Here is a 12639-nt window from a genome sequence, read left to right as displayed (position 1 = left end):
ACCGCTACCTCCTTTCTGGCCGTCGCTCACCTACTGGCCGCAATGGATTGGATGAGATGAATGTCCACACACTCTAGTTAGCGGGCGCACCCTAACCCCGTTCCGTTACGATTTTGAGGACTTCGACGGAGATACTGACTGGTCAAAGATGTTTGTGAGCAAGTTGATTGCTACTCATAAGGGCAACTGCCACTCGATGCCCTTTCTGTATAAAATGCTGGCGGATGAAATCGGCGCGCAAACCTGGATTTCACTGGCTCCCAATCACATTTACCTGAAGCAGCACAACCGTAAAAACGGCTGGTATAACACCGAGTTGACCAGCTACACCTTCCCTATCGATGCCTGGCTGACCGCTTCGGGCTACATTAGCCGGGAAACCATCATCAGCGGCATTTACATGGACACGCTCAGCGCCAAGCAGAACGTGGTGCTCTGCCTCGTGGACCTGGCCAAAGGCTACGAGCGCAAGGTGGGGCCAGTAGCGGCGGAGCCGTTCGTAAACAAATGCACCGACTTGGCTTTGCAGCACTTCCCCCACTACATTAACGCGCAGCTGCTCCAGGCCGAAACCTTGCGGCGGAAATTTGAACGGCAAACTTCCAAACCGAAAGCCCAACAGGTGTACGCCGCAATGGAAGCCGCATATACGCGCATCTTTGAGACGGGCTACCGGGAAATGCCTCCGCAGATGTACGCCGATTGGCTCCAATCCGTGACAACCGAAAAACAGAAGTACCAAAAGAAACCCTAAGCCCCGCCTGCTCATGCGCTATTTCTACGCCTTTTCCCTGCTGCTGGCCCTGGGGCTCGGCCGCCCCGTTCACGCCCAACAGCCCTTCCTCAAATATGGAGTTAGGGTTAAGGTGGCCACGCTGAGCAACGGCCGGTTTCAGGAGTTTTTTACGAATGACAGCCTGCGCCGCATCGGTTCCGTGGTATACGATACCCGCCTGCACCGTGTGGCCTACCTGCTCCCTCCTGACTCGCTCGTGGGCCACGCCAAGGCCGAAATAACCAGCCGATGGATGAGCCCCGACCCACTAGCCGAAAAATTTATGTACGAATCGCCCTACGTATTCGTCAGCAACAACCCGGTCAATAAATTCGACCCCGACGGGCGCTCTGGCATCGCGGCAATCGACAAGAAACACCACACCGTTACCGTTTCTTCTAATATGGTATTCTACGGCGGGGCAGCCAATGCACAAGTAGCTAGGAGCACTGCTGCTGACGTTCAAAAAGCATGGAATGCAGCCGGTGGCACGGTGAAAATCGGCGGGGAAACCTTTAAGGTAAAATTCGCAATAACAGGTGTTTACAAAGCTGACCTAACGCAGAAGGAAGTAGAGGGAAACAAAGATATAAAAAACAACTACATCAAGGTTTCTGATAAGGTAGCTGGGGGAGTGTCTTATATGGATGACAAAGGAGGCAAAGGGAGCAATACTGGCGAATACCTCACGAAGAACATAAAAGCTGATGGCTCGACAACTGAGGCCCACGAAATGGGGCACGGATACGGAGAAGACCACTCAGCAGGCGATATGCGAGGCCAAGGTGTACCTGGTATTATGTCTCCGAGGGGCACACTGGTTGACGGACAATACCAATATGACCCAAGCGCACCCGCTGGGGGGCCAGGTGGCACGATGAATCCCGAGAGCCGGAAAGTCAATCAAACTGACATCAACAACCTTGGGCTTGACAAACTCAACTATGGCAAAGATGGGAGAGCCAATGTTGGTACGACTACTAATGTTTACCACTAAAGCCGCGCTATATGATAGGTAAAACGCTTCTGCTGTGGGTCCTATTCCTGTCAAGCTGTTCCTCTAATGCGGTAGATGCAGTCGAACGCATCACCCTTAAAGGCACCTGGACAAACGTCAACGAATCAGCCGTTTTTTACCGAACATTAACATTTGCTGACTCCTCAACGACTTTTACCAGCCGGGGAGATACCATATATAGATTCAATTATTCAATAGACCAGCCTTCGCGCACGCTTTGGCTGACCGACGTTTTTAATAAAAGGCTTTCGGCCAAAATATTAAAGTCAGATAAAGACAGTCTTGTGCTTAGCAACCTATGGGAACTCAGCAACAAGCAGCGTTTCAGCAAGAGCAAGGAACAGCCGTAAGGCCCCGCTCCTACCCTACTTGCCAAACATCCGTTGCCACAAACTGCGGTGGGCGGGCTCGTTGAGGCGGGCGGCAATGCCCTCGACCATGTGGGCGAGCTGCTCCCCTCGCACCTACAAATAGCCGGGTACTTGTTGGTTTACGACCGATAGGTCAGTGCCGCATGCAGGTGTTTGCGGTAGCGCTTGACACTGGAAAGGCTAATGCCGGTCAGTTCTACCGTTTCATCTACAGACAGACCTTTTGCCAGCGCCTTTTTCACTTCGGCTAGGTTCTCGGCATCCAATCCCTTAGGCCGGTCAATGTGCTTGCCCTGAGCGGCGGCCAGTTGCTGGCCGGCTTTGGTCTTTTCCAAGATGCTCTCGCGGTCGTACTCGGCCAGCGAGGCGAAAATGGAAAGCATGAACTTGCCCGCCAGCGTGGTGGTGTCGATGCCCAAGTCCAAGGCCTTGAAGTGGATGCCGCGCTGGTGGAAGGAATTTACCAGGTGAATCACGTGGTCGCGGCTGCGGCCTAAGCGGAAGAAGCGTGCCACCAGCACGGTATCGCCCTCGCGCAGCAAGCCCAGCAGTTCGTCGAGCGCGGGCCGTTGCAGGCTCATGCCGGTCATCTTATCCTGAAAAATGCGGTCGCACCCAGCCTTGGTCAGCAGGTCGAGTTGAGTGTCCAAGTTCTGGTCGAGGGTGGAGACGCGGGCGTAGCCGAAGGTTTTATTTATGCGGGGTCAGAAAGTCAGGTTCACAAAGATAAGTTGTCATTTATTTTTGGCCCGACTTTCTGGCCCTGGTTCCTGGGTGGCCTTTCCACGTAGCGTCGAGGTGCAGCCCAACGGCTACCGCAGCCTGCGCACACCGTCTCAATCACCGGGGCCAGGGGCTTAGAGTAATTTTATCCCCCCGCTGCTACGAAAAGGCCTACTTCTGCGCATGGGCCTAACCGGGCACCGGTGGGCTTTCGCGCAACATTTTCAAAACAAGATCCCAGAGCATTTCATACGGGATCACTTCAATTTCAGCGTCGGCTTCGCCCGGCGGTGGGGTGGCTTGCAGCTTTTTCAAAATGCTCTGCCCCCGTTCGGCCCCAATCACGGGGTCGAAGTTTTTATCGGCCAGCAACAACAGCAGTCGCAGAAACAAGCGGCTGCGTAAGGTATTGATGTCACGCAAATGCCGCTGCTGGTATTTGCGCAGCCGCTCCATGCGTACCAAAACGGCATCCAGGTCGCGGAGGCGCAAATAGTAAAGCACCTGCAGAATCAGAATAGCCAGATTGTGCCCCTGCTTATCCCGGCTGAAATCGGGCAGGCTCAGGGCCCATTGCGCCACTTGGCGCATCTTCACCGGCCCGCTGGGCGGCAGCAGGAAATCGATGTAAGCTCGAAACAACTCCCACCGCTGCTGCGCCGATTCGCGTTGCTTCGGATAAAATGGATTGCTCATTACCGATGCCAGCACGTGATGCGCTTTATCGAACCTCCCTGCGTGTAAGGCCAGCATCAGGTGATGCTCCTGAAAATAGAACCAGTTATTCGAAGATGGATGAAAGTCTTGAGCGTACACCTCAGCCAGTTTAAGACCGCGAACTGGTTGGCGCCCACGCAAGTGCGCGTACAGGCTAGCAAATTGGTTGAATCGCTTGTCGAAACGCCGAGTATTTAGCTTGCCTTGTTGCCAGTGCCGATCCACCTCTGCTGTAATCCGGATGATTTCGGCATAATTCCCCAATAATTCTTCACGAATGATACGCAATCGATAGAGGTAGTAGTAGGTGCTGAAGCTGCCGGCCCGGCGGTGCAAGGCTTCTGCCTGGTTAATATACTCCGACACTTTAGGCAGCAAACCCCGCCGGGCCGCCACGGTTCCCAGCATAATAAGCCGCGTCTCCGCAAGCAGACGCTCTGATTCATCTTCCATAGCCAGCAATTCCTGCGAAATGGCTAATTGCTTCGCTATTTGCTTATAGCGTGTTGGCTGGCGCTGGCTAATATATAAGTTGCGAAGCAAGCGAGCGGCTAGCACTACGTACTGGGTAAACTCCCCGGCTAGGGCTAAGCGCAGGCATTTCCGGAGCAAGCGTTCAGCTAGTACGTATTCTCCTTCGGCGTGGAGCGCGTTAAGCTGATGAAACAGCTCGAGTAATTCCTGTTCATGGCGTCGGGCTACGAAATGGCGCTCATCGGAATGGTCAAGAAAATACAGATGGTTCAGTAACTTGGCCTGTACGCGGGAACGGAGCTTCCGGAACGCATCAGTGCTGGCGGATGACGTACGGCCGTACATTTCCCGAATGAGTTGGTTCTGAGTTAGGTCAGGCCGATCTACCAGCTTGGCTACTAAGAGGGCTTCCTTGGTATCGTGCCCTTCAGTTAAGTCCAATAGCGGAAGAGTTTGTAGGCATCTTGACGTCACGATACGGGACAAATTTGCAAGCTCTTTCATATTGAACGTTGTGATTAGGAGTCAGGTGGGCCGATTTAGCAATACACTAGTGCCGCACATTCATGTCACAATAGAATCAGTTTGTTCCTTTTGTCTGGTGATGAGGTGCAAGACCTTTGTAATATGAGGTCCTATGGCAATCTTAGACCTTAAATGTCACATTTTAAAATTTATTTGTAAAAATAACGAATAAAATTATTTATCCAAAACTGTTTAAATCAGCTTTTTTTCGAAAAAGATTAATTAATTGAAATTTATTTTCTAAATAAAGCTAGTCACATTTATAGGAAATATTTCCTTTTCAGGTGGTGGTGAACCGGTCAACTTTGTGTCATTCAAATCAATGATATAACGACTCAACCCCCAAAGCCATGTTCAACTTCATCGCTATCGCCCTCTTCCAAATTGCTAGCTTCACCAGCAATACCCAGCCCAGTTCAGTAGCGACAAATATCGGTACCAGTGGCTGGGACCATGATGTAGCTGCTATCGGTACCAGTGGCTGGGATCATGACGTAGCTGCTATTGGCACCAGTGGCTGGGACCACGACGTAGCCGCTATTGGCACCAGTGGCTGGGACCACGACGTAGCCTAATCACCTAACAGTTAGCTTGCTCATTTCGAACTTAACTGAGTAAGGGCATTCACAACGTTATTCCAATCTATTCAATGCCTACCTTGCCTACCTGCCGTGTTGGCAGTTGCGCTTTTCTGCATGAGGCATCGTATGCGAATCCTGAAATTTGTCGCCGCAGCGGGGTTCTTTTTATTGGGGAATTGTTCTCCAAGAGTCCCGCCCACAGCCATCCGCATTCGGTGGGCCCATGATCCCGGCACGCTCGATCCATTGGCGCTGCCTAATCAGCAAGCGGTCGACGTAGCCAATCTATTGCATTGCGGCCTACTCCAGATCGATTACGATCGTCAATTTTACGCTCCCTCCCTGGCTGAGTCGTTGCCGACCGTACAATTGATAGGTGATTCGCTAACGCGACTTAGTTACCGCCTACGAGCGGCTGCAGCTTGGGACGACGGGCACCCTGTATTAGCCCACGATGTGGCGTTCACCTTAAAGCTCATGTATTTCCCCGGCCTGCCCAACGAGGGCACGCGCGCTCAATACAGCTTTATTCGAGCCTTGCGCTACGATACCAACGATGCTCGGTCATTCACTTTAGAGTGCCGCGGTCAATCCCCCGGCTTTGCGCTCTCCTCGGGCGACTTCCCCATCCTCTCCGAAGCTGCTTTCGACCCCCAGCACCAACTGCGGCGCATTTCGCTTGCTCAGTTACAAGATTGGCCGACTACGGCCCCGCTGGACTCCTCTCTCGCTACGCTGGCCAAACGCTACCTGGCCCTAACTGCCGGCTCCCGCGCCGGCTATCTGGCTAGCTGCGGCCCCTACCAGCTCACGGCTTGGAAGAAGGATCGGTACCTGTCGTTCCGGCGCAAGGCGCACTGGTGGGCCGACCGCCTGCCCAACCCGCCATTTGTATTGCGGGCCCAGCCCCGGCAGCTTCAATTTGTTATCATTCCCGACGCGGTTACGGCGTCGCTGGCGCTACAACGCGGCGAGGTTGACTTGTACCCGCAGATGCCGGCACCCGAGTTCGACCGGCTCCGCCACTCCTCCACAACCCGCGCCGCGCTCAATTTTTACCAGGCCACCTCCTACGATATCATGTACGCGGGCTTCAACATGCGCCGGCCGGCCCTAGCCGATGCCCTCACCCGCCAGGCACTAAGCCATCTTTTCGATGCCGCCGGGTTACTCCGCGCCACTCAGCTCGGGCAAGGTCAGCGTACAGTGGGCTTGATCCATCCCTCCAACCGGGCCGACTACAACGACAGCCTGGCCCTGGTGCCCTACGCGCCCGCCAAAGCGGCGGCTCTCCTACGCCAGGCCGGTTGGCAGCGGGGAGCGGGCACGGACGGCGGCTGGCAGCGGCGCGGCTCCAACGGAACGACCCAGTTCCTACATCTGCAGCTCCGCTACCGCACGGGCGAATCGGCGTTCGAGGTTATCGCCTTCCAATTTCGGGCCGCAGCAGCTCAGTTAGGTATCCCGGTGGTGTTGCAGCCCACCGAAGCGGCGGTTTATACGTCCTCGTTGCAGGCTGGCGACTTCGACGTGTACGTGCGCGTTCTCAAAGGCAACCCGTTTGTGTTCAATTTCGCCCCCATTTTGCACTCACGCGCCATCGGAGCCGGCAACTTCCCCGGTTTCGGCACGCTAGCCAGCGACCGGCTCATAGAGGCGGTAGCCGCTGCCGACAGCCCCGCCCACCGGGCCCGCCTCCTGCGTCGGTTTCAGGCCATGATGCAGGCTGAAGCACCGCTGGTGCCCCTTTTCTTCTTGGCCAACTGCATTGCGGCCCGGCGGGAGTTGACCGGCTTGCACGTGACGGGGATTAAGCCCGGATATGCCATCTCCGCTCTCGAACGGGTAGAGCAGCCCGTTCCCACTCCTTAGCGCATGGCTGGGTCGTTGGTTTGGCGCCTCATCCGGACGGCGCTCGGCGTATGGGGGCTGGTATCAGCGGTCTTTTTACTAAGCCGCCACGATGCGAATACCGCCGTCCGGCTCGTGCTTCCCGATCCGGCGAGCCTGTCGCAGTCTGGAATCGGGGCCGATTCAACCGCGCGCCGGACGGCGCAGGCGGCAACGCGGCGCCGCTTGGGCCTCGACCTGCCTTTATTTTACGTGACCTGGAGCGGGGCTTCACCGGCTGGGGCGGCCCGCTGGCAGTGGCACGGGCCGCGCAATCAGTATCACCAGTGGGCTAAAGGCGCGTTATGCGGCGAGTTGGGCACTTCTTTTCGGACCGGCCAAGAAGTTACGGCGCAGCTACGGGAAGCCCTGGCCATTACGCTGCCCTTTACCGGTACGGCCGCTTTGCTTGCGGTTGGACTGGCGCTGCTGCTAGCCCAGCAACTAGCGGCCAGGCCGTGGTGGCAACGGCCGGCGCAGGCCGCCCTGGTAGCGCTGCACGCGATGCCGTTGTTTGTAATCGCCCTGCTGTTGCTACTGCTTTTTGCCAACCCCGAAGTGTTGACTTGGTTTCCGACCTATGGCTTCGACCAGCCGCTGGACCCTGAATCCAGTGCCTGGCATAACGTCTTCGATTACGGAGCGCATTTAGTATTGCCGGTGGCAGCGCTAACCCTCACGGTCTTGCCCGAGCTAACGCTTCAACTACACGCCGCATTGCACCAGGAGTTGCGGGCCGACTACGCCATGACCGCGCGGGCCAAGGGCCTGTCCGAAAAACGGGTTATCCGGCGTCATGCCCTGCGCAATGCCCTCCTGCCCACCCTTACACAAGTTGCCGAGCTGCTGCCCACGTTGGTGGCGGGGGCCGTGGTGGTCGAGGTGGTATTTGCGCTGCCGGGCATGGGCCGGCTGCTGGCCGAAGCCAGCGCCGCCCGCGACTACCCCGTGCTGGTAGGTGGAGTACTGCTCACTGGCGCAGCACGCCTGCTGGCCCTACTGCTAGCCGACCTCCTGTACCTTTGGGCCGATCCCCGTATCCGTTGGCAAACGTAACCATTTCTTCCCTCTCGGGGCCCCAGAAACTAGCCCTCGGCTGGTTGAGCGCCTTAGTGGTAGCTGCCATCGTGGCCCCTTATCTGCCGCTGCCCTACCCTCCGGCCGTGCCCGACCTGACGCAGATAACCCAGCCGCCCTCGGGTGCGGCAAAGCACTGGCTGGGCACTGACCCCCAGGGGCGTGATGTGCTGAGCAACCTATTATTTGGAGCCCGCACCGCGGTGTTGCTCACGTTGCCAGCGGCGGTGCTGGCCGCTGGACTGGGGGCGCTGGCCGGCGGGGCCGCGGGCTTCTGGGGCAACAGCGGCCGCCCGGCGCTACGCTATTGGCTGCTGGGGTTGACGGCCGGCGGGTGGCTGCTGGCCGGCCCACCACCAACTGCCGGCTGGGTCGCCGCGCTTGCTACTCTGGGCGGGGCCCTCGTCCTGGCAACCCGGCGGGCCCGCCCAGGATGGCCCTTCCCGCTCGACTCCCTTGTGCAGGGAACAGCTACCGCGCTCGATACCGTGCCGCGGCTGGTGCTAGTGGTGGCCTTGGCTGCCGTGGCCGGCGAGGTGTCACTGCTTGGGCTGGTCACCTTGTTCACGCTTACTTCGTGGCCGCATCCAGCGCGGCTGGTGCAGGCTCAAATGCTGAGGGTGCGGGCCTTGCCATTTGTGGAGGCTGCCCGGGCAGCGGGGATGACCGAGGGCCGGGTATGGCTTTACCACGCCCTGCCCCATGCCGTGCAGCCGCTCCGGACGGTCTTGCCGCTAAGCATGGCCGGGCTACTCAGCCTGGAAAGTACGTTGTCCTTTTTAGGCATCGGCCTGCCCCCGGATGTAGCAAGTTGGGGCCGGTCGTTAGCAGCAGTGCGCTACGCCCCGGCCGCCTGGTGGGTGTTCGTATTTCCGGCAGCTTGTTTAGCAATCACCCTAATGAGCCTCAGTTCGCTAACCAAACAACAGGCTAACAGCCGGTAAGAACCTTCCTAAGGTTGAGCTTGGCTTTTTGTAGTTAGAGCACCAAATATTCAGCGGCCTATAGCCTGATGATGTCACAAATTGGCGCTTTTTACAAACAATTTAGACGAGATATTCTCAAGCTTAATTCGTTTTATAATATTGATTAACAAACCATTATTCATTCACAAGTAGATACTAGGCTACAAGACTCAGTGATTTTTCAGCCTTCAAACGGATATTTTTTAACTGAAAAAGCGAACTGATGATGTCCCAAACCACCGGGCAGTTTCCTTTTTCTCGGTAAAGTGCGGCCGTAATATTGTAATGTCTTAAGGGCAATTCTTTTTATCCGTACCCCCAAGAGCCCTCATTTTTTATCTAGCGCGTTATGTATTTACTTGTTTACCCATCGTTAAGCACTACTCGCCGTCCGAAGGCGCCGAACCGTTCTGCCCGCCTTGCCTCCGTGGGTATGGATTTCGTAACGCCAGATGGCATGGTTGTACCGCACGCGCTAGGCGAAGCCGCGCTACAGGGCCGCACCGCCGTGCTAGTCGGTGGTCTTTTAGTAGGCGTTTGGCCCCAATCCTGATTTCCCTTTCCACTTTCCACTTCTACATACCGGGCTTTCAGTAAGCTCGCAGTTCCTACCAACCTCGTTTCTTCTTAAACAACGTTCTACCACAACAGCACTCTACCACAACGCTTTACCTTCTAGTTTCTACCCAACTACTCTCTACCTTCAGCTCACAGTCTACCCCTGCTGAGCCGAGCTTAAACCCGCCGTCTACCCCGGCGGGTTTTTTTTGCCCGTTATTTCGCTTTGCGCACCCACGATGCCAATGCCCTCGGCAAACGTGTGCGGACGGTAGCCAAGGTCGCGTTGGGCTTTGCTGATCAGAAACCCGGTTCGGACCGGCCGCTGGGCGGGCTGCGAAAACGTACTGGCATCGACCCTTTCAATCAGGCGCTGGTCTAGTCCGAAATAATCGGCCACGCGCAGGGCCATGGTATAGGGCGTAAGCAGCTCGTCGCCACTGATGTGATAGATGCCTTGCGCGGCTTCCCGCGCCAGCAGCCAGCAGCCCTGCGCCAGGTCCTCGGCCAAAGTAGGGGTGCGCCATTGGTCCGCAACGACTTTGATTGCCTCGCCCGCCCGTAAGGAATTGCGCACCCAGAGCACTAAGTTGGTACGGCCGTACTTGTGCGCTACGCCGTACACCAGCACCGTCCGGGCAATGGCCCAGGGCCCCGCGCTGGCTTGTACCAGCTGCTCAGCCGCCAGCTTACTGGCCCCGTAAAAATTCACTGGCGCCGGCTGGGCTTCTTCCGCCAGGGGCCCGGCTTCGCCGCTGAAAATAAAGTCAGTACTCAGGTGCGTGAGGTGAATGTTGTGGCGGGCGCAGGCGCCAACCAGGTACTCTACGGCCGTCACGTTTTGCCGCCAGCAGGCCTCCTGGTTTAGCTCGCACTCATCCACGTTGGTCATTGCCGCCGTGTGAATGAGGTGAGTGGGCTGCTCCGCCGCTAGCACTTGCCCTACCCGAGCAGGGTCCGTTACGTCGAGCCCGACAAAGCGCAGGTTGGGGTAAAGGCCGGCCAGCTTGTTGGCCCCGCGCGAAGTAGCCACCACTTCAACACCGGCCTGCTGCCGCAGCAGCGCCACCAGCTTCTGCCCCAGCAGGCCATTAGAACCAGTAATGAGGATTTTCATTCTTCCAATGAGCCGTTGGTGTTTTTTAGGAATTAAAAATTAAAAATGAAGAATTAAAAAATGGATCAGCACATTTTTAATTCTTCATTTTTAATTTTTAATTCTCTTCTCCTGTCAGGTTCCCCCGCCGGGCATCCTCACCCATAAAATGATCTATTGATAGTTATACTTATAGAGCTGAGTGATTTTCTTCCGCTTCAGCTTATCTACTTTCACCGTCATTTTGATGTTGACAAGGGGTCGGTCGCGGGCATCGCGGGGCAGGTTAGCTATTTTATCGATAACGTCCAGCCCTTGAATTACCTGGCCGAATACGGTGTACTGCCCATCGAGAAAATGGCTTCCCTCGTGGTTCTGAACCAGATAAAACTGAGTGCTGCTGCTAGCCCGTTGCGGATTGACAAAATCGCTCTGGCGGGCCGCCGCCACGGCGCCGTAGTTGTGCTGGTGGCCGACGACAAACTCGGCCGGTATGGTACCTTCACTGGACTGGCCGAGACCGTCGTTGTCGGGGTCGGAGTCTTTGGAATTACCATCGCCGCCCTGAATCATAAAATCGGGGATGACCCGGTGAAACGTGGTACCGTCGAAAAAGCCGCTTTTGGCTTTCTGCAAAAAATTGGCTTTGTGCAGCGGGGTGTCGTCGAACAGCACCAGCCGGATAACGCCCTGCGAGGTGGTAATGGTTACGACTTCATCTTTGTTGCTTTTTTTCGCGGGCTTATTAGGTTGAGCAGCGGCAAGCGTGGGACCACCCACCCACAGCAGGGCCAGCAGCACCCACCCGAGGCGATGGAGACGTGAACGAATGAGTTTCATAGTATGAATGGGAAAAGCAGAGGAAGTACTTGCAAAAGTACACGTGAATGGGTGTCGGTTGCCGGGCCGGGCATAGCCCGGCCCGGCAGCTCAGCCGCGGTGTTCGCGGATGCTCGCCAGGATTTCGCGGCCTCCGCGGGCCAGTACCGACTCGGCAACGGCTACCCCCAGGGCGTACGCCTCCGCCGCGGAATCGACGCGCTGGATTTCTTCCACATACTCCTCCCCATCCAAGCTGATGAGGCCGCCGTGCAGGCGTAGCGCGTCGCCTTCCAGGGTGGCCAGGGCAAACGAAGGGATACTGCAGCCGCCTTCCATCGTGTGCAAAAAGGCCCGCTCGGCCAGCAGGCAGGCGTGGGTCGCGGGGTGGTCGAGGGCGGCCTTGAGCTGGTTTTTCAGGGCTCCATCCAGGTTGGCGGCGCACTCGACGGCGATGCTGCCCTGGCCGGTGGCGGGCACAAACTGGTCGGTCGGCAGCACGGCGCGCACGAGGTGGTCGTAGCCCATGCGGTGCACGCCGGCGTAAGCCAGCACCAGCGCGTCGTATTGCCCTTCTTCGAGCTTGCGCAGGCGGGTTTGGAGGTTGCCCCGGGCCTCCGCGGTATCGGCGTAGGGGTAGAAGCGGCGCAACTGGGCTTTGCGTCGGGTGCTGCTGGTGCCCAGCACGATGCCGGGCTTGTCGAGCGAGAACTGCTCGTTATAACTCAGCACCACGTCGTTTACCTGCTCGCGCTCCAGGAAGGCCAGCAACTCCAGTTCGCGCGGAATGCTGCTTTGCACGTCTTTGGCGGAGTGCACGGCCAAGTGGGTTTCGCCCCGGCGCAAGCTCTCTTCCAATTCTTCGGTGAAGACGCCCTTGGCGCCAATTTTGGCCAGCGAACGGTCCTGCACCGCGTCGCCGGTGGTTTGCATGGGCACGATTTCGGTAGCGAAGCCGGCGTTATGCAGCAGTTGAGCCACGTGCTCGGTTTGCCAAAGGGCCAGGCGGCTGCCGCGGGTGGCGAGGCGAATTATCATATAACGAGATGC

General features: G+C 57.0%; 12 protein-coding genes. 7 read left to right on the top strand and 5 right to left on the bottom strand.

Annotation, left to right across the window (positions count from 1 at the left end):
- Nucleotides 1-196 precede the first annotated feature (196 nt).
- The 3 genes from IC235_RS04345 to IC235_RS04335 are packed head-to-tail and all read left to right on the top strand — an operon-like array spanning nt 197 to nt 2143.
- Nucleotides 197-754 (top strand): hypothetical protein, encoded by a 558-nt coding sequence (locus IC235_RS04345; protein WP_191003946.1) that lies wholly within the window; start codon nt 197-199, stop codon nt 752-754.
- Between the two features lie 13 nt (nt 755-767).
- The gene (locus IC235_RS04340) at nt 768-1772 is read left to right on the top strand and encodes an RHS repeat-associated core domain-containing protein (RefSeq protein ID WP_191003945.1); all 1005 of its coding nucleotides are present in this window, start codon (nt 768-770) and stop codon (nt 1770-1772) included.
- A gap of 11 nt (nt 1773-1783) precedes the next feature.
- A complete protein-coding gene (locus tag IC235_RS04335) occupies nt 1784-2143 on the top strand; it encodes a hypothetical protein (protein WP_191003944.1) in 360 nt (119 codons plus the stop codon).
- A 140-nt stretch (nt 2144-2283) separates the two neighbouring features.
- Here the strand turns inward: IC235_RS04335 and IC235_RS04330 are convergent, their stop codons facing one another.
- Complete coding sequence (locus tag IC235_RS04330) at nt 2284-2862, bottom strand: recombinase family protein (protein WP_191003961.1); 579 nt, start codon at nt 2860-2862, stop codon at nt 2284-2286.
- Nucleotides 2863-3076: 214 nt separating this feature from the next.
- Complete coding sequence (locus IC235_RS04325; protein WP_191003943.1) at nt 3077-4582, bottom strand: hypothetical protein; 1506 nt, start codon at nt 4580-4582, stop codon at nt 3077-3079.
- Between the two features lie 371 nt (nt 4583-4953).
- Here IC235_RS04325 and IC235_RS04320 point away from each other — a divergent pair, with 371 nt between their 5' ends.
- From IC235_RS04320 to IC235_RS04305, 4 genes are all read left to right on the top strand, one after another.
- On the top strand, nt 4954-5178 hold the full coding sequence (locus IC235_RS04320; protein ID WP_191003942.1) for a hypothetical protein: 225 nt from the start codon (nt 4954-4956) through the stop codon (nt 5176-5178).
- A 120-nt stretch (nt 5179-5298) separates the two neighbouring features.
- Nucleotides 5299-7056, top strand: coding sequence for an ABC transporter substrate-binding protein (locus IC235_RS04315; protein WP_317173531.1), 1758 nt, complete (start codon nt 5299-5301; stop codon nt 7054-7056).
- A gap of 3 nt (nt 7057-7059) precedes the next feature.
- Entirely contained in the window at nt 7060-8130 is a 1071-nt protein-coding gene (locus IC235_RS04310; RefSeq protein ID WP_191003940.1) for an ABC transporter permease, read from the top strand.
- Complete coding sequence (locus IC235_RS04305) at nt 8118-9095, top strand: ABC transporter permease (protein ID WP_191003939.1); 978 nt, start codon at nt 8118-8120, stop codon at nt 9093-9095. The genes IC235_RS04310 and IC235_RS04305 overlap by 13 nt, the downstream gene beginning before the upstream one ends.
- Before the next feature lie 769 nt (nt 9096-9864).
- On the opposite strand, the gene IC235_RS04300 is transcribed toward IC235_RS04305, so the two are convergent.
- The 3 genes from IC235_RS04300 to hemC form a co-directional block, all read right to left on the bottom strand.
- The gene (locus IC235_RS04300; protein ID WP_191003938.1) at nt 9865-10791 is read right to left on the bottom strand and encodes an SDR family oxidoreductase; all 927 of its coding nucleotides are present in this window, start codon (nt 10789-10791) and stop codon (nt 9865-9867) included.
- Between the two features lie 153 nt (nt 10792-10944).
- Complete coding sequence (locus tag IC235_RS04295) at nt 10945-11610, bottom strand: peptidylprolyl isomerase (protein WP_191003937.1); 666 nt, start codon at nt 11608-11610, stop codon at nt 10945-10947.
- A 90-nt stretch (nt 11611-11700) separates the two neighbouring features.
- Nucleotides 11701-12627 carry a hydroxymethylbilane synthase gene (gene hemC / locus IC235_RS04290; protein ID WP_191003936.1) on the bottom strand — a complete coding sequence of 309 codons (927 nt, stop codon included), beginning with the start codon at nt 12625-12627 and terminating at the stop codon, nt 11701-11703.
- Nucleotides 12628-12639 lie beyond the last annotated feature (12 nt).

Origin of the sequence: Hymenobacter montanus (genome assembly GCF_014699115.1) — a bacterium.
GTDB classification, from domain to species: Bacteria; Bacteroidota; Bacteroidia; order Cytophagales; family Hymenobacteraceae; genus Hymenobacter; species Hymenobacter montanus.
This window is presented reverse-complemented; position numbering and strand designations above follow the sequence as displayed.

Excerpts from the sequence above, each read along its gene's own strand:
- IC235_RS04335 (WP_191003944.1), top strand. The coding sequence starts at position 1,784 with ATGATAGGTAAAACGCTTCTGCTGTGGGTCCTATTCCTGTCAAGCTGT.
- IC235_RS04340 (WP_191003945.1), top strand. The coding sequence starts at position 768 with ATGCGCTATTTCTACGCCTTTTCCCTGCTGCTGGCCCTGGGGCTCGGC.
- IC235_RS04310 (WP_191003940.1), top strand. The coding sequence starts at position 7,060 with ATGGCTGGGTCGTTGGTTTGGCGCCTCATCCGGACGGCGCTCGGCGTA.
- IC235_RS04345 (WP_191003946.1), top strand. The coding sequence starts at position 197 with ATGCCCTTTCTGTATAAAATGCTGGCGGATGAAATCGGCGCGCAAACC.
- IC235_RS04295 (WP_191003937.1), bottom strand. The coding sequence starts at position 11,610 with ATGAAACTCATTCGTTCACGTCTCCATCGCCTCGGGTGGGTGCTGCTG.
- IC235_RS04300 (WP_191003938.1), bottom strand. The coding sequence starts at position 10,791 with ATGAAAATCCTCATTACTGGTTCTAATGGCCTGCTGGGGCAGAAGCTG.
- IC235_RS04315 (WP_317173531.1), top strand. The coding sequence starts at position 5,299 with ATGAGGCATCGTATGCGAATCCTGAAATTTGTCGCCGCAGCGGGGTTC.
- hemC (WP_191003936.1), bottom strand. The coding sequence starts at position 12,627 with ATGATAATTCGCCTCGCCACCCGCGGCAGCCGCCTGGCCCTTTGGCAA.
- IC235_RS04325 (WP_191003943.1), bottom strand. The coding sequence starts at position 4,582 with ATGAAAGAGCTTGCAAATTTGTCCCGTATCGTGACGTCAAGATGCCTA.
- IC235_RS04320 (WP_191003942.1), top strand. The coding sequence starts at position 4,954 with ATGTTCAACTTCATCGCTATCGCCCTCTTCCAAATTGCTAGCTTCACC.